This window comes from Macromonas bipunctata (genome assembly GCF_002837135.1).
Classification (GTDB): Bacteria; Pseudomonadota; Gammaproteobacteria; order Burkholderiales; family Burkholderiaceae_C; genus Macromonas_A; species Macromonas_A bipunctata.
In genome coordinates, this window is sequence record NZ_NWBQ01000030.1 from 19042 (window position 1) to 35028 (window position 15987).

Annotated in this window: 15 protein-coding genes and 1 tRNA gene; 11 read left to right on the forward strand and 5 right to left on the reverse strand. The window is 66.8% G+C overall.

What is annotated here, in order from left to right; genetic code table 11:
• The first annotated feature begins 7 nt into the window (after positions 1-7).
• On the forward strand, positions 8-1993 hold the full coding sequence (locus CON76_RS04815; protein WP_101102215.1) for a dynamin family protein: 1986 nt from the start codon (positions 8-10) through the stop codon (positions 1991-1993).
• Positions 1986-3041 carry an A/G-specific adenine glycosylase gene (gene mutY, locus CON76_RS04820; protein ID WP_101102216.1) on the forward strand — a complete coding sequence of 352 codons (1056 nt, stop codon included), beginning with the start codon at positions 1986-1988 and terminating at the stop codon, positions 3039-3041. Before CON76_RS04815 ends, mutY begins: the two co-directional genes overlap by 8 nt.
• Before the next feature lie 4 nt (positions 3042-3045).
• On the opposite strand, the gene rapZ is transcribed toward mutY, so the two are convergent.
• From rapZ to CON76_RS04835, 3 genes are read right to left on the reverse strand one after another with little or no spacing between them, the layout of a single operon-like run.
• The gene (rapZ, locus tag CON76_RS04825) at positions 3046-3960 is read right to left on the reverse strand and encodes an RNase adapter RapZ (protein ID WP_101102273.1); all 915 of its coding nucleotides are present in this window, start codon (positions 3958-3960) and stop codon (positions 3046-3048) included.
• Positions 3961-3965: 5 nt separating this feature from the next.
• Positions 3966-5624 (reverse strand): DNA repair protein RecN, encoded by a 1659-nt coding sequence (recN, locus tag CON76_RS04830; protein WP_101102217.1) that lies wholly within the window; start codon positions 5622-5624, stop codon positions 3966-3968.
• Positions 5621-6544: an NAD kinase gene (locus CON76_RS04835; protein ID WP_101102218.1), complete on the reverse strand. Its 924-nt coding sequence runs from the start codon at positions 6542-6544 to the stop codon at positions 5621-5623. The genes recN and CON76_RS04835 overlap by 4 nt, the downstream gene beginning before the upstream one ends.
• A gap of 36 nt (positions 6545-6580) precedes the next feature.
• On the opposite strand from CON76_RS04835, the gene hrcA reads away from it, so the two are divergent.
• Complete coding sequence (gene hrcA, locus CON76_RS04840; RefSeq protein ID WP_101102219.1) at positions 6581-7603, forward strand: heat-inducible transcriptional repressor HrcA; 1023 nt, start codon at positions 6581-6583, stop codon at positions 7601-7603.
• Positions 7604-7626: 23 nt separating this feature from the next.
• On the opposite strand, the gene CON76_RS04845 is transcribed toward hrcA, so the two are convergent.
• Both CON76_RS04845 and CON76_RS04850 read right to left on the reverse strand, forming a co-directional pair.
• Positions 7627-9690 carry a M3 family metallopeptidase gene (locus tag CON76_RS04845; RefSeq protein ID WP_101102275.1) on the reverse strand — a complete coding sequence of 688 codons (2064 nt, stop codon included), beginning with the start codon at positions 9688-9690 and terminating at the stop codon, positions 7627-7629.
• 84 nt (positions 9691-9774) lie between these two features.
• Positions 9775-10251 carry a YhbY family RNA-binding protein gene (locus tag CON76_RS04850; RefSeq protein WP_101102220.1) on the reverse strand — a complete coding sequence of 159 codons (477 nt, stop codon included), beginning with the start codon at positions 10249-10251 and terminating at the stop codon, positions 9775-9777.
• A gap of 153 nt (positions 10252-10404) precedes the next feature.
• On the opposite strand from CON76_RS04850, the gene queE reads away from it, so the two are divergent.
• The 8 genes from queE to CON76_RS04890 all read left to right on the forward strand — a co-directional run bounded on the left by queE (position 10405) and on the right by CON76_RS04890 (position 15980).
• Positions 10405-11037, forward strand: a complete 633-nt coding sequence (gene queE, locus CON76_RS04855) for a 7-carboxy-7-deazaguanine synthase (RefSeq protein WP_101102221.1) — start codon at positions 10405-10407, stop codon at positions 11035-11037.
• Positions 11037-11444 carry a 6-carboxytetrahydropterin synthase gene (locus tag CON76_RS04860; protein ID WP_101102222.1) on the forward strand — a complete coding sequence of 136 codons (408 nt, stop codon included), beginning with the start codon at positions 11037-11039 and terminating at the stop codon, positions 11442-11444. The genes queE and CON76_RS04860 overlap by 1 nt, the downstream gene beginning before the upstream one ends.
• Positions 11445-11551: 107 nt before the next feature.
• Complete coding sequence (gene rpsO / locus CON76_RS04865) at positions 11552-11818, forward strand: 30S ribosomal protein S15 (RefSeq protein WP_101102223.1); 267 nt, start codon at positions 11552-11554, stop codon at positions 11816-11818.
• Positions 11819-12036: 218 nt separating this feature from the next.
• Positions 12037-14157, forward strand: a complete 2121-nt coding sequence (gene pnp, locus CON76_RS04870; protein WP_101102224.1) for a polyribonucleotide nucleotidyltransferase — start codon at positions 12037-12039, stop codon at positions 14155-14157.
• 73 nt (positions 14158-14230) lie between these two features.
• Positions 14231-14989 carry a triose-phosphate isomerase gene (gene tpiA / locus CON76_RS04875; RefSeq protein WP_101102225.1) on the forward strand — a complete coding sequence of 253 codons (759 nt, stop codon included), beginning with the start codon at positions 14231-14233 and terminating at the stop codon, positions 14987-14989.
• Positions 14990-15005: 16 nt separating this feature from the next.
• Complete coding sequence (secG, locus tag CON76_RS04880; protein ID WP_101102226.1) at positions 15006-15356, forward strand: preprotein translocase subunit SecG; 351 nt, start codon at positions 15006-15008, stop codon at positions 15354-15356.
• Between the two features lie 135 nt (positions 15357-15491).
• A tRNA-Leu gene (locus CON76_RS04885) sits at positions 15492-15576 on the forward strand.
• Between the two features lie 44 nt (positions 15577-15620).
• A complete protein-coding gene (locus CON76_RS04890) occupies positions 15621-15980 on the forward strand; it encodes an NADH-quinone oxidoreductase subunit A (RefSeq protein WP_101102227.1) in 360 nt (119 codons plus the stop codon).
• The last annotated feature ends 7 nt before the right edge of the window (positions 15981-15987 follow it).

Consider the following 15987-nt stretch of genomic DNA (forward strand, 5'->3'; position numbering starts at 1 on the left):
ATCGACCATGTCGTTTGTGCAGGAATTTGACGCCCACCACGCCTGGCGTCAGCGCGGGCTGGCACAGCTGGACGCGCTGGCGGACTGGCTGGCGCAGCACCAGTTGCTCAGCCCCAGCGCGCAAGAGCGCTTGCAGCAGCTGCGGGCCCAGCTCAAGAGCGACAAGGTGATGGTGGCCTTTGTGGCCGAGTTCTCGCGCGGCAAGTCCGAGCTCATCAACGCGGTGTTCTTTGCCACCTATGGGCGGCGCATCATGCCCGCCAGTGCCGGGCGCACCACCATGTGCCCGACCGAGCTCGGTTACGACGCCGCGCTGCCACCGTGCCTGCGGTTGCTGCCGATCGACACCCGCCTGCAGCCGCAGTCCCTGCTGGAGTGGCGCAGCGCCCCCGAAAAATGGACGCGCATCGACCTGGACGTGAACGACCCGCAACAGCTGGCGCAGGCGCTGGAAAAAGTGGCCGAGGTGCGCCGCGTCAGCCCCGAGGACGCGCGCGCGCTGGGCTTCTGGCACGACGCTGCCCCCGAGGACAACCCCTTGCCTGGCCCCGACGGTCTGGTGGAGGTGCCGCAGTGGCGCCACGCCCTCATCAACATGGCGCACCCTTTGCTCAAGCAGGGGCTGGTGATTCTGGACACGCCTGGCCTCAACGCCATTGGCGCCGAGCCCGAACTCACGGTGGGCTTGTTGCCGCAGGCGCATGCGGTGGTGTTCATGCTGGCCGCTGATGCGGGCGTGAGCAAGTCTGATTTGGCCATCTGGCGCGAGCATCTGGCGCCGTCGGCGCAACGGGTGGATACTCGGCTGGTGGTGCTCAACAAGATTGATACGCTGTGGGACGACCTGAGTTCGCCCGCGCAGATCGAGCAGCAGCTGCAGCGCCAGCGCGCACAGTCGGCCAGCGTGCTGGGCCTGCCGCCCGAGAAGGTGCTGGCGGTGTCGGCGCAGAAAGGTCTGCTGGCCAAGGTGCGCAACGACCCGCTGCTGCTGCGCCAGAGCCGCTTGCCCGACCTGGAACACGCGCTGGCGCACCACGTGCTGGTGCAGCGGCGCCAGATCCTGGAAGCCACCGTGGCGCACAAGCTGGCGCTGTTGCGCGCCGAGGTGGAGCAGCAACTCGACACCCGCATGCGCGAACTGCTGGCGCAGGAGCAGGAGCTGGCGGGCCTGCGCGGCCAGAACGCCACCGTGCTGGCGCAAATGCGCGCCCGCATCGAGCAGGAACAGGCCGCCTTTGACGCCAGCGGCGCGCGCCTGCAGGCGGTGCGTTCGGTGCATTTCAAGCTGCTGCAGGACTTGTTTGCCTTGCTCAGCCCCAGCCACCTCAAGGCCGAAGTGGCGCAGTTTGCCGCCGCCTTGCGCCAGCCCGGTGTCAAGTGGGGCGTGAAAAAAGTCTACACCGACACCCTGACCCGCCTGCACCACGACCTGATGCGCGCGCACGGCCTGGTCACCGAAGCTCAAGACCTGCTGGGCCACCACTTCCGGGCCCTGAATGGCGAGTTCGGCCTGTCGCTGCAACTGCCGCCGTCCCCCGATTTGCTGCAGCTGGCGCAGGAGCTGGACCTGATCGAACACAACCACCTGCAGTATTTGGGCCTGAGCAACGTGTGGCGCCTGGCGCAGCCCACCTTCACCGACCGGCTGGCGCAGGCCGTGCTGTCGCGCCTGAAGTCGGTGTTTGAAGCGGCCACCACCGAAGTCGAGGCCTGGAGCCAGGCCGTGACAGCGCAGCTCGACACCCAGCTGCGCGAGCGCCGCCAGAGCCTGGGCCTGCGGCTGCAGGCGGTGCAGCGCATCCAGCAAGCCGCTGGTGGCCTGGACGAGCGCCTGCAGGATTTGCAGCGGCAACGCGCCGCGCTGGACGCCGCCCGGCAGACCTGGCCCGCGCTGTGCGGTGATCTGCCCGACCCGGCTGCCCCCGTTGTCCCTGTTGCCGCCACTTCCGCGTCCCTGCCCGATTCCCATTCCAGTCTGCCAACCCATGTCTGAATTCTTTACCACCCTGGTGCAATGGCAGCGCGTGCATGGGCGCAGCGGCTTGCCGTGGCAGGGTACGCGCGATCCGTACCGCGTCTGGCTGTCCGAAATCATGCTGCAGCAGACCCAGGTCGGCACCGTGCTGGCGTACTACCCGCGCTTCCTGGCCCGATTCCCGGATGTGCAGGCACTGGCCGCCGCGCCGCTGGACGACGTGCTGGCGCTGTGGAGCGGGCTGGGCTACTACACCCGCGCGCGCAACCTACACCGCTGCGCGCAGGCCGTGGTGCAGGATTGGGGCGGACACTTCCCCGGTACCGCCCAGGCCCTGCAAACCCTGCCGGGCATTGGCCCGTCCACCGCCGCCGCCATCGCCGCGTTCTGCTTTGGCGAGCGCATCTCCATCCTGGACGGCAACGTCAAGCGCGTGCTGGGCCGCGCGCTGGCGTTCGCGGGCGATCTGGCCGACGCGCGCCAGGAGCGCCAGCTGTGGCAACACGCCCAGGCCTTGCTGCCGCCGCAGCCCAGCGCCGACGAGATGGTGGCCTACACCCAGGGCCTGATGGACTTGGGCGCGGGCCTGTGTGCGCGTACCCGCCCCCAGTGCCTGCTGTGCCCGGTGGCGGCCCTGTGCCAGGCCCACCAGCAGCAACGCGCCACCGACTTTCCGGTCAAGACGCGCAAGTTGCAACGGCGCACCGTACCCTGGTGCTTGCTGGCGCTGCAGCGCACCGACGGCGCCATCTGGCTGCAGCAGCGGCCCCACAGCGGCATCTGGGCCGGCCTGTACTGCTTGCCGGTGTTCGATACGCTGGCCGACGGCCTCAATGCATTGGCCCCGCACACCGATGCGCTGGGCGCACCGCAGCTGCAGCCCGCCTTCCGGCACCAGCTCACGCACCGCGAGCTGGTGTTGCAGCCGGTGCTGCTGCCGTGGCACCACAGCGCCCCCCTGCCGCTGGGGGCTGATACCGGGCGCTGGGTGGCGCGCTGCAGCGAACTCGACATTGGCCTGCCCGCCCCCGTGCGGCAGTGGCTGCAGGCGCAACTGCCAGATTGAAAAGCTACGCGCCGGGTGCGCCGGGCGGTGCAGGCTCCACGTGGACGGCCAGGCCATCCTGCTCGCGGTGGCGGCGCTGCACCGTCCAGTGTGCGTCGCCCGCAAACGCGCGCGCCAGCTGTTCCACCAGGTACACCGAGCGGTGCTGGCCCCCGGTGCAACCCACCGCCACCGTGACGTAGCTGCGGTGGTCATCTACCAGCGGCGGCAGCCAGCGCTGCAGGAAGGCGGTGATGTGCTCCTGCATCGCCTGCACCTCGGGTTCGGCGCGCAAGAAGGCGGCCACGGGCGCGTCCATGCCGGTCAGCGGCTTGAGTTCGGGCTCGTAGTGCGGGTTGGGCAGCATGCGCACATCGAACACGAAATCGGCGTCCATGGGCACGCCGCGCTTGAAGGCAAACGACTCGAACACCAGCGTCAGGCTGTGCGGCGTGCGGTGCAGCAATTGCTTGACGTGGCTGCGCAGCTGCGACGCCTTGAGCAAGCTGGTGTCGAGCACCAGCGCCTGCTCGCGCAACTCGCCCAGCAGCTCGCGTTCCAGCTCGATGGCGTCGGTGAGCGCCCGGCGCTGATCCAGCTGGGCGTCGTGGTGCGGGATCGACAGCGGGTGCAGCCGCCGCGTTTCGGAGAAACGCCGCACCAGCGTGTCGGTGGTGGCGTCCAGGAACAGCGCCGTCAGCGTCTGGCCTTGCTGGCGCAGCGTCTGCAGCTGCCGGGCCAGCCCGGGCAGGGAATGCGCGCTGCGCACGTCCATCGCCACCGCCACCTTGCACGCCGCCTGTTCGCGCTCCAGGGCGATGAAGCGCTCCAGCAGCTCCGGCGGTAGGTTGTCCACGCAGTAGAAGCCGGCGTCCTCCAGCGCGTGCAGCGCCACCGACTTGCCCGAACCCGACATGCCGGTGATGACGATCAATTCCATCTGGCTCATGGGTGCAACATCTCCTGTGCGTGGGCCAATGAAGTGGCGGACAGCTGGCCACCCCCCAGCATGCGGGCCAGTTCCTGCACCCGCGCGGTGGTATCCAGCGGCTGCACGTCGCTGAGGGTGGTGTGGTGGCTGGCGTCGTAGTGCTTGCGCACCTGCAAATGGTGGTGCGCACAGGCGGCCACTTGCGGCAGGTGCGTCACCGCCAACACCTGCCGGTCGTGCCCGAGCTGGCGCATCAGCCGGCCCACGGTGTGCGCCACCGTGCCGCCAATGCCGCTGTCCACCTCGTCAAACACCAGCGTGGGGGCGCTGCCCAGCTGGCTGGTGGTGACGGCAATTGCCAGCGCAATGCGCGACAGTTCGCCGCCCGACGCCACCTTGCCAATGGCGCGCGGCGTGCTGCCCGCGTGGCCCGCCACCAGAAACTCCACCTGGTCCAGTCCGTGCGCCTGCGGCTCGGCCAGCGGCGTGATGTGGACCGTGAAGCGCCCGCCCGCCATGCCCAGCTCTTGCATCGCCCCGGTGATGGCGGCGGACAGCTGCTGCGCCGCCCGCGCCCGTGCTGCGCTGGTGGTGTCGGCCAGCGCGCGCAGCGCGTGGTAGGCCTGGCGTTCTTCCTGCTGCAGGGTGGCAATGTCGGCCTGGCGCTCCAGCGCCGCCAGCGCGTCGCGCCAGTCCTGCAGCCGCTGCGGCAGGGCTTCGGGCGCGCAGCGGTAGCGCCGCGCCAGGTGCAGCCAGTTGGCCAGGCGCTCGTCCAGCGCCGCCAGCGTGGCGGGGTCGGTTTCGGTGCGGTGGGCGTGCTGTTGCAGGTCGTGGCAGGTGTCTTGCAGCTGCGACAGCGCACCGTCCAGCACCTGCGCCAGCGCCTCGAAGCGTGGTTCGATGTGCTGCTGGTCCTGCAGCGCCTGCACCGCGCGGTAGATCAGCGCGCAGGCGCCGGCTTCGTCCTCGTCCAGCAGTTGCAGCGCGCGCTGGGCGGTTTCCGTCAGGCTTTGGGCGTGGGCCAGCCGCCCGTGTTGCAGGTTGAGCTCGTCCCATTCGCCCGGCTGGGGGTTGAGCTTGTCGAGCTCGCCAATCTGCCATTGCAGCCGTTCGCGTTCCTGTTGCTGGGTCGCTTGCTGTTGCGTGGCCGCGTCCAGCTCGCGGCAGCGTTCGCGCCAGCGTTGCCAGTGCTCGCGCAGCGCGCTGGTGTCGATGCGGCCATAGCCGTCCAGCAGCTCGCGCACGCTGTGTGGGCGCGTCAGGCCCTGCCAGGCGTGCTGGCCGTGGATGTCCACCAGCTGCTCGCCCAGCGCCTTGAGTTGGGCCACGGTGGCGCTGTGGCCGTTGATCCAGGCCCGGCTGCGCCCTTGGCCATCGACACTGCGGCGCAGCAGCAGCGGCTCTGCCGGGTCGTCCTGGGCCAAACCGTGTTCTTCCAGCCACGCCTGCACGCTGGCGGGGGTGTCAAACTCCACCGCCACGTCGCAGCGCGCCGCGCTTTCGCGCACCAGGGTGCTGTCGGCGCGCGCGCCCAGCACCAGCTGCAGCGCGTCAATCAGGATGGACTTGCCCGCGCCGGTCTCGCCCGTCAGCACGGTAAAGCCGCCGTTCCAGTCCAGCTCCAGTTCCTGCACGATGACGAAATCGCGCAACACCATGCGGTGCAGGCTCACGACACCACCCCCTCGTTCCAGTGCAGTTTTTTGCGCAGGGTGTCAAAGTAGCTCCAGCCCACCGGGTGCAACAGCCGCAGCGTGTGTTCCGAGCGTTGCACCGTGATGCGGTCGCCGTGCAGCAGGCTGGTGAAGGTCTGCATGTCAAAGTTGGCGCTGGCGTCGCGCCCGCTCACCACCTCCACCGCCACCTCGCCGGTCGATGGCAGCACAATGGGCCGGTTTGACAGCGTGTGCGGCGCAATCGGGGCCACAATCCAGCCCGCAATCGCCGGGTGCATCAGCGGCCCGCCCGCCGACAGCGCGTAGGCCGTGGAGCCCGTGGGCGACGAGATGATCAGCCCGTCGGCGCGCTGGTTGGCTACAAAGCGGCCATCCACCTCCACCCGCAGCTCGATCATGCTGCCCGCGCCACCCCGGTTCACCACCACGTCGTTCATGGCGATGGTCTCGAAGATGCAATGCCCGTCGCGCCAGACGCTGGCCTTCATCAGCGCGCGGGCGTCCTCCTGGTACTCGCCGCGCAGCATCGGGCGCAGGCAGGCCTCGTAATCGCCCAGCGGAATGTCGGTGATGAACCCCAGCCGCCCCTGGTTGATGCCCACCACCGGCACCTGGTAGCGTGCCAGCTGGCGCGCAATGCCCAGCATGGTGCCGTCGCCGCCCATCACCAGCGCCAGGTCGCACTGCGCGCCGATGCCCGCCACGTCCAGCGCCTGGTAATGCGTCAAACCGGTGTTGAGCGCCGTGTCGCGCTCCAGCGATACCTCGCAGCCCTGCGCGTGCAGAAAATGCGCAATGTTCTCCAGCGCGTCGCGCGAACCCACGGCGTGGTATTTTCCGACCAGCGCCACGTGCCGGAACCGCAACGTGGGCCCGGCCAGGCGCTGAACCCGGTTCGAATCAAGAGGCAAATTCATGCTTGAGGTAGAACAGAAACTTGTGGAAACCCCGTGATGTTAGACGACCGCGCCCAACTGCTGCTCAAAACCCTGGTCGACCGCTACATTGCCGACGGCCAGCCCGTGGGCTCACGCACCCTATCCAAGGCGGCGGGGCTGGATCTGTCGCCCGCCACCATCCGCAACGTGATGAGTGACCTGGAGGACATGGGCCTCATCGCCAGCCCGCACACCTCGGCGGGCCGCGTGCCCACCGCGCGCGGCTACCGCCTGTTCGTGGACACCATGCTTACCGTGCGCCGCGACGAACTGGCCACCTTCAACGGCGTGCCGCCCGCACCGCTGGCGGGCGAGCGGCCACGCCAGGTCATCAACCAGGCCGCGCAGATGCTGTCGAGCCTGTCGCACTTTGTGGGGGTGGTGATGGCGCCGCGCCCGTCGTCGGTGTTCCGCCACATCGAATTTTTGAGCCTGTCCGAGCGGCGCGTGCTGGTGATCCTGGTCTCGCCCGAGGGCGACGTGCACAACCGCATCATCCACACGGCGGTGGAACACAGCCAGGCGCAGCTGCAACAGGCGGCCAACTTCCTCAACGCCAACTACGCGGGGCTGACCATGGAGCAGGTGCGCGAGCGCCTCAAGACCGAGGTCGATGCCCTGCGCGACGAGATCGCCGCCCTCATGCTCAAGGCGGTCGAACCCAGCCCCGACCAGCCACCCGAGCAGGGCGAGGTGGTGGTCTCGGGCGAGCGCAACCTGCTCTCGGTCAACGAATTCACGCACGACATGGGCCACCTGCGCAAAATGTTCGACCTGTTCGAGCAAAAAACCCAACTGATGCGCTTGCTCGAAGGCTCCAGCCAGGCCGAAGGCGTGCGCATCTTCATCGGCGGCGAAAGCCAGCTGGTGCCGTTCGAGGAGCTGTCGGTGGTCAGCGCGCCCTACGAGATCGATGGCCAGGTGGTGGGCACGCTGGGCGTGATCGGCCCGCAGCGCATGGCCTACGACCGCATGATCCAGATCGTGGACATCACCGCCAAGCTGGTCGGCAACGCCCTGAGTCACCACAAGGCGTAAACCGCAGCGGGGTTTTCAATGCCTCAGCCTGCCATGCCTTGGTGGCGCAGCAGGGCGTCGATGCTGGGCTCGCGGCCCCGGAACGCCACGAACGACGCCATCGCCGGGCGCGCACCGCCCGCTTCCAGCACCTCTTGCCGGAAGCGCCGTCCGGTGGCCACGTCCAGCGTGGTGCCGGCGGTCTGGGCCGCTTCCTCGAACGCAGCGTAGGCGTCGGCACTCAGCACCTCTGCCCACTTGTAGCTGTAGTAACCGGCGGCGTAACCCCCGGCAAAGATGTGGCTGAAGGTGTGCGGCGTGCGGCTGTAGGCGGGCGGTTGCAGCACGGCCACCTCGTCGCGCACTTGTTGCAGCAGCGCCATGAAGTCGCCACCCGGCGCGGCACCGCTGTGCAACAGCATGTCGTACAGCGAGAACTCGATCTGGCGCAGCGTCTGCAGGCCGCTCTGGAAGTTCTTGGCCGCCAGCATCTTGTCAAACAGCGTGCGCGGCAGCGGCTCGCCGGTGTCCACGTGTGCCGTCATGCGCTGCAACGCGTCCCATTCCCAGCAGAAGTTTTCCATGAACTGGCTGGGCAGCTCCACCGCGTCCCATTCCACCCCGCTGATGCCGCTTACGTCGCGCTCTGTCACTTGCGTCAGCAGGTGGTGCAGGCCGTGGCCAAATTCGTGGAACAGTGTGATGACGTCGTCGTGCGTCAGCAGCGGCGGCTTGCCGTCCACGCCGTCGGCAAAGTTGCATACCAAGTGTGCCACCGGCGTTTGCAGGGTGCCGGTGTCGGGGCGCAGCCAGCGCGCGCGCACGTCGTCCATCCACGCCCCGCCGCGCTTGCCGTTGCGTGCGCTCAAGTCCAGGTAGAACTGACCCACCAGCGTGGTGCTGCCGTCGGGTGCGGTGCGCTCCAGCCGGAAGAACTGCACGCCCGGGTGCCACACCGCCGCCGTGTCGGGCTGGATCGAGACTTCAAACAGCGTCTGGATGATGTGGAACAGCCCTTCCAGCACCTTGGGCGCCGGGAAGTAGGGCTTCACGTCCTGCTCGCTGTAGGCATAGCGCGCCTGGCGCAGCTGCTCGCCAATGTAGGGCCAGTCCCAGGCCTGCGGGTTGTCCAGCTGCAACTGTTCTGCGGCAAACTGGCGCATGTCGGCCACATCGCGCTCGGCGTAGGGGCGGGCCTGGCGGGCCAGGTCGCGCAAAAAGGTGACGACCTGCTCGGTCGAGCTGGCCATCTTGGGCACCAGCGACACCGCCGCAAAGTGCGGGTAGCCCAGCAGCGTGGCTTCTTCCTGGCGCAGCGCCAGCAGCTCCTGGATCAGCGCGGTGTTGTCGAACTTGGCGCCATCGGGCACTTCGGGGCAGTTGGCCTGCTCGCTGGCGCGCGTGACGTAGGCGCGGTACAGCCGCTCGCGCAGCGCGCGGTCGGTGCCAAACTGCATCACCGGCAGGTAGATGGGCAGTTTCAGCGTGATCTTGTGCCCGGCCTTGCCTTCGGCCTCGGCGGCGTGGCGCGCGGCTTGCACGGTGTCGGCGGGCACCCCGGCCAGCTCCTCGGCGCTGGCGTAGTAGGCGTAGGCGTCGGTGGCGTCCAGCGTGTTCTCGCTGAACTTTTGCGACAGCTCGGCCTGGCGCTCCTGCACGGCGGCAAAGCGTTCCTTGGTCGCGCCTTGCAGCTCGGCACCACCCAGCACAAAGCCGCGCATGGCGTTGCTGTGCGCCTGTGCCTGCGCCGGGGTCAGGCGGGCCTGGTCCATCGCCTTGTACTTGGCGTACAGCCGCTCGTCGGCGCCCAGGCGGGTCCAGAACTCGGTCACGCGCGGCAGCGCGGCGTTGTAGGCGGCGCGCAACTCGGGCGTGTCGGCCACGCTGTTGAGGTGGCTGATGGCGCCCCAGCAGCGCCCCAGGTGCTCGGTGGCCACGTCCAGCACACGCGCCATCGCCACCCATTCGGCCGGAAAGTTTGGCGCGGTCACGGTCTCCAGCGCCTGCTGCGCCGCCTGCAGCAGCTCGTCCACCGCCGGGCCCACGTCCTCGGGCCGGATGGCGTCAAAACGCGGCAGGTCGGTAAAGTCCAGCAGGGCGCGGGTCACGCTGGCGGCCAGTTGGGCGGCTTCGGCAGGGGTGGTGGCGTTCATGGCGTAGTGCGGTGGGGATGAGGCAACAAGCGGGTGGGCTTACTTTTGCGAGCTCTTCTTGACGCTGCGCGGGCCGGTCTTTTTGGCACGCTTGACCAGGCCGCCAAACGTCAGGCGCTCGTTGCCCAGCACGCGCACCTGCTTGACCTCGGGGCGCTGGCCGCCCTTCTTGCTGTATTTGAGCACCTTGATGTCGCGCGGGCCAGGCATGCGGTCTTCATCGACCGTTTTTTCCTTTTCCGGCAGCGGGCGCCACAGCACCAGCAGCTTGCCAATGTGCTGGATCGGCGCGGCGTCCAGTTCGTCGGCCAGCGTGGCCAGGAAGGCCTCGCGCTGGGCGCGGTCGTCGCTGAACACGCGCACCTTGATCAGGCCATGCGCCTTGAGCGCCGCATCCACCTCTTTTTTTACGGCATCGGTTAGGCCGTCGCCACCCACCAGCACCACCGGATTCAAGTGGTGGGCGTCGGAGCGGTGCGCTTTGCGCTGGGCAGGGGTCAAAATAATTTGGGGCATGCGCTCGATTATCCGGGATTGTGTGCCAACGGTACAATCCTGGCCTTCGATTCCGCCGCCCCGGCGGGCCGAAAGCATCCACACCGGGGCCATGTAGAGGAACACCATGTCCAAAACCTCGCTGCCGCAGCCCCTGCGGTGGTTCGCTGTGCCATGACCTACAGCGTCAAAGAAATCTTTTACACCCTGCAAGGCGAGGGCCTGCGCGCCGGTCGGCCAGCGGTGTTCTGCCGCTTTGCCGGTTGCAATCTCTGGAGCGGGCGCGAAGTTGACCGCGCCAGCGCCGTGTGCCGCTTCTGCGACACCGACTTCGTGGGCACCGATGGCACGCTGGGCGGCAAATACCCCGCCGCCCAAGCCCTGGTGGCCCAAATTGCCGCCTTGTGGCCCGCCGGCCAGCAACACCGCTATGTCGTTCTGACTGGCGGTGAACCGTTGTTGCAGGTTGATACCGCCCTGATCGACGCCCTGCACGCGGCGGGGTTTGAAATTGCGGTCGAGACCAACGGCACCGTCCAAGCCCCAGCGGGCATCGACTGGCTGTGCGTCAGCCCCAAGGCGGGCGCGCCCTTGCTGCAAACCCGGGGTGATGAGCTCAAGCTGGTCTACCCCCAGCCCGAGCTGCTGCCGCCCGCGCTGGCCGGGCTGCATTTCAGCCACTTCCTGCTGCAACCGATGGACGGCCCCGCCCAGGCCGACCACACCCGCGCCGCCATCGCCTATTGCCAAGCGCACCCCCAATGGCGCTTGTCGGTGCAGACCCACAAGATCCTCCACATCCGCTGATGACCGCTTCCGCCATCTCCTCCGCCCCGGTGCGCCGGGCCGCCGTCTGCGAGCTGTCGCAGCGTTTCTTCTTCGAGGCCGCCCACACGCTGGAGCGCAGCATCGACGCCGAAGGCAGCCGCCGCATCCACGGCCACACTTACCACGCCGAAATCACGTTGCTGGGCACGCCCGACCCGGCCAGCGGCATGCTGGTGGATCTGGCCTACGTGCGCGCCGAAATCGCCCGTGTGCGCGACCAGCTCGACCACCGCTTCCTCGACGAAGTGCCCGATTTGGGCCCGGCCACGCTCGAAAACCTGTGTGCCTACCTGCGCGACCAGCTTGAACCCGTGCTGCCGCAGTTGTGCGCCGTGATGGTGGAACGCCAAGCCAGTGGTGACCGTTGCAGCCTGCGCTGGGTATAATCCAAAGTTGCCCGCCTTTTGGTGGGGCAAATTTTCACGTCCGTTGCGGCACCCGGCTCTGAGCCCGGCCAGCTGCGCGGAACCGCACGTTTTCCCAAGGAATCCTCATGATCGCATCCAACGTCAAAGCCGAAGTCATCGCCGCCAACGCGCGTGGCGCCAACGACACTGGCAGCCCAGAAGTGCAAGTGGCCATCATGACCGCTCGCATCAACGAACTGACCCCCCACTTCAAAACCCACCACAAAGACCACCACGGCCGTCGCGGTCTGCTGCGTCTGGTGAGCCGTCGCCGCAAGCTGCTGGACTACCTCAAGTCCCGCGATGCCGACCGTTACGTTGCCCTGATTCAAAAGCTGGGTCTGCGCAAGTAATTTTGCCCGTCCCGCTGTTTGCCTAAAAAACGTCTGAGTTGGTTCGCTGGCTCAGGCGTTTTGCGCTTTTTTGTCGGGAATTTTGTCGTTCAGAGCGAAGCTGTGTCATTCCAATACCGTCCACATCAGTTGGGTGGTGCTGGAATGGCATCGTGTTCTGAAGGCGTGATTCCCTTGTCCCCGCCGCCCCCACCGGGCGCACACCCAAGGAGCCGAACATGACCATGTTCAACAAAGTCACCAAAACCTTCACCTGGGGCCAGCACACGGTCCGCATGGAAACCGGCGAAATCGCCCGCCAAGCCAGCGGCGCTGTGCTGCTCGACATGGAAGGCACCGTCGTGCTCGCCACCGTCGTGGCCAAGCAAGAAGCCAAAGCCGGGCAGGACTTCTTCCCGCTGACCGTGGACTACATCGAGAAGACCTACGCCGCCGGCAAGATCCCGGGCAGCTTCTTCAAGCGTGAAGGCCGCCCCAGCGAGTTGGAAACCCTGACCAGCCGCCTGATCGACCGTCCGATCCGCCCGCTGTTCCCCGAAGGCTTCTTCAACGAAGTGCAGGTGGTCATCCACACCCTGTCGCTCAACCCCGAAGTCGATGCCGACATCGCCGCCATGATCGCCACCTCGGCCGCGCTGGCCGTGTCCGGCATCCCGTTCAACGGCCCGATTGGTGCCGCCCGCGTGGGCTACGTCAACGGGGAATACGTGCTCAACCCCGGCCAGACCACCCGCAAAAACAGCCAAATGGATCTGGTCGTTGCCGGTACCGAAGCCGCTGTGCTGATGGTGGAATCCGAAGCGCAACGTCTGAGCGAGGAAATCATGCTCGGCGCCGTGGTGTTTGGCCACGAGCAAGGCAACATCGCCATCGCCGCCATCAACGAACTGGTGCGTGAAGCCGGCAAGGCCGAATGGACGTGGCAGGCCCCGGCGCGCGACGAAGAGCTGATCGCCAAGGTCGAAGCCTTGGGCGCCGACAAACTGGTCGCCGCTTACCAAATCCGTAACAAGCAAGCCCGCACCCAGGCCTGCCGCGAAGCCTACGCTGCTGTGATGGCGGGTTTGAAAGCCGACGGCGTGGAATTCGATACCGTCAAGGTCGAAGGCCTGCTGTTCGACATCGAAGCCCGCATCGTGCGTGGCCAGATCCTGGCCGGTGAACCGCGCATCGACGGTCGTGACACCCGTACCGTGCGCGCCATTGAAATCCGCAACAGCGTGCTGCCGCGCACCCACGGCTCGGCCCTGTTCACCCGTGGCGAAACCCAGGCGCTGGTGGTGGCCACGCTGGGCACCGACCGCGACGCGCAGCGCATCGACGCGCTGGCTGGCGAATTCGAAGACCGCTTCATGCTGCACTACAATATGCCCCCCTTCGCCACCGGCGAAACGGGCCGCGTCGGCAGCCCCAAGCGCCGTGAAATCGGCCATGGCCGTCTGGCCAAGCGCGCCCTGGTGGCCGCCTTGCCGACCAAGGAAGAATTCCCCTACACCATGCGCGTGGTGTCCGAAATCACCGAATCCAACGGCTCCTCGTCCATGGCCTCTGTGTGCGGTGGCTGTTTGGCGCTGATGGACGCTGGCGTGCCCATGAAAGCCCACGTGGCCGGCATCGCCATGGGCCTGATCAAGGACGGCAACCGTTTTGCCGTGCTGACCGACATTCTGGGCGACGAAGACCACCTCGGCGACATGGATTTCAAGGTGGCTGGCACCACCGACGGTATTACCGCCCTGCAAATGGACATCAAAATCCAAGGTATTACCAAAGAAATCATGCAAGTGGCGCTGGCCCAGGCCAAAGAAGCGCGCTTGCACATCTTGGGCAAGATGCAAGAAGCCATGGGCGAAGCCAAGACCGAAATTTCCGATTTCGCCCCCCGCCTGTACACCATGAAGATCAACCCGGACAAGATCCGCGACGTGATCGGCAAGGGTGGCGCCACCATCCGCGCGCTGACCGAGGAAACCGGCACCCAGATCGACATCGGTGAAGACGGCACCATCACCATCGCTTGCACCGACGGTGCCAAGGCCGAAGAAGCCAAGCGCCGCATCGAAGCCATCACGGCCGAGGTCGAAATCGGCAAGATCTACGAAGGCCCGGTCACCAAGATCCTGGACTTCGGTGCTCTCATCAACCTGCTGCCGGGCAAGGACGGTCTGCTGCACATCAGCCAGATCGCCCACCAGCGCGTCGAGAAGGTCACCGACTTCCTCAAGGAAGGCCAGATCGTCAAGGTCAAGGTCATGGAAACCGACGAAAAGGGCCGCATCAAGCTGTCGATGAAGGCGCTGATCGACCGCGCCGACGAGCAGCCGGTGCAGCCGCAATAACAGCGGCCCGGGCGGCTGGCGTCCGCGCGCCATGGCACGCGCAGGGTGGTCGCCCTTTCTGTTGTTTCCTGGGATGGATATGAAAAAACTAATTGTCGGTAACTGGAAAATGCACGGCAGCCTGGCCAGCAACCAGGCCTTGCTGACCGAGCTGCTGGTGGGCCTGCCTCAGCCGCTGTCGACGGACGTGGCCCTGTGCGCCAGCGCGCCGTACCTGGCCCAGCTGCAGACTCTGTTGCAGGGCAGCCCGCTGGCCTGGGGCGCGCAGGACGTGTCGGCCCACGGGCAGGGCGCCTACACCGGCGAAACCAGTGCCGCCATGCTGCGCGACTTTGCTTGCCGCTACGCCATCGTGGGCCATTCCGAGCGCCGCCAGTACCACGCTGAAACCGACGAGCTGGTCGCCGCCAAGGCCCAGCGCGCGCTGGGTGCGGGCATCACGCCCATCGTGTGTGTGGGCGAGACCCTGGCCCAGCGCGAAGCCGGGCAGACCGAGGCCGTGGTTAAGCGCCAGCTGGCCGCCGTCATCCACACCTTGGGCCACTGCAGCGGCGAAATCGTGGTCGCTTACGAGCCCGTGTGGGCCATCGGCACCGGCCGCACCGCCACGCCCGAGCAGGCGCAGGCCGTCCATGCGGTGCTGCGTGCCCAGTTGCACGCCGCCACCGCCCACGGTGAGCGCAACCGCATCCTGTACGGCGGCAGCATGAACGCCGCCAACGCCGCCGATCTGCTGGCCCAGCCCGACGTGGACGGTGGCCTGGTGGGCAGCGCGTCGTTGCAAGCCGCCGAATTTCTGAAACTGATCGCATCCTGCCCCGCCGTGGCCTGATGCGCTGGGAGTCCACATGAATGTTCTGAAAACCATCCTGCTGGTGTCGCAGATGCTGTCGGCCATCGCCATGATCGGCCTGATCCTGATGCAGCACGGCAAGGGCGCCGACGCCGGGGCCGCCTTTGGTGGCGGTGCCGGTTCGGCCAGCCTGTTTGGCGCCAGCGGTGGCGCCAACCTGATGTCGCGCAGCACCGCGGTGCTGGCCACCATCTTCTTGGCCACCACGCTGGGCCTGGCCTACTTTGGCAACCTGCGCCCCGCCAGCAGCGGCAGCGTGCTGGAAAACCTGCCCGTCAGCGCACCGGCGTCCCCGGCCACGCCCGCACCCGCAGCCACCGGCGCTGCCCAGATCCCGGCGCAGTAAAAAAACCGCGACTTTGCCACCAACGCCCGCTGTGCCTCAAAAAGCGGGCGTTTTCAGGTTAGAATTCGCGAGTTGAAAAAAACCAGCCCAAAAAATCGTTAGATGCCTGGGCTGTCAAAAGTTCCAACACTCAATGCCGACGTGGTGAAATTGGTAGACACGCTATCTTGAGGGGGTAGTGGCGAAAGCTGTGCGAGTTCGAGTCTCGCCGTCGGCACCAAATCAAGCACAGCAACCCAACGGGTTGTCAGTAGGACCTGCTCCATGAACCTTCAGCAATACCTTCCTGTCCTGTTGTTTGTCTTGGTGGGTGTGGCAGTGGGTGTCCTGCCCCAGCTGCTGGGCTGGGTGCTCGGACCCAATCGCCCCGATGCTGAAAAGAATTCCCCTTACGAATGTGGTTTCGAGGCGTTTGAAGATGCGCGCATCAAGTTTGACGTGCGCTACTACCTCGTGGCCATCTTGTTCATCCTGTTCGATCTGGAAATCGCGTTCCTGATCCCGTGGGCGGTGGCCTTGACCGACATTGGCCTGCCCGGTTTCTGGACCGGAACCATCTTCCTGATCGACTTGCTCGTGGGCTTCGTCTGTGCCTGGAAGCTCGGTGCCCTGGACTGGGAATGACCTTGTG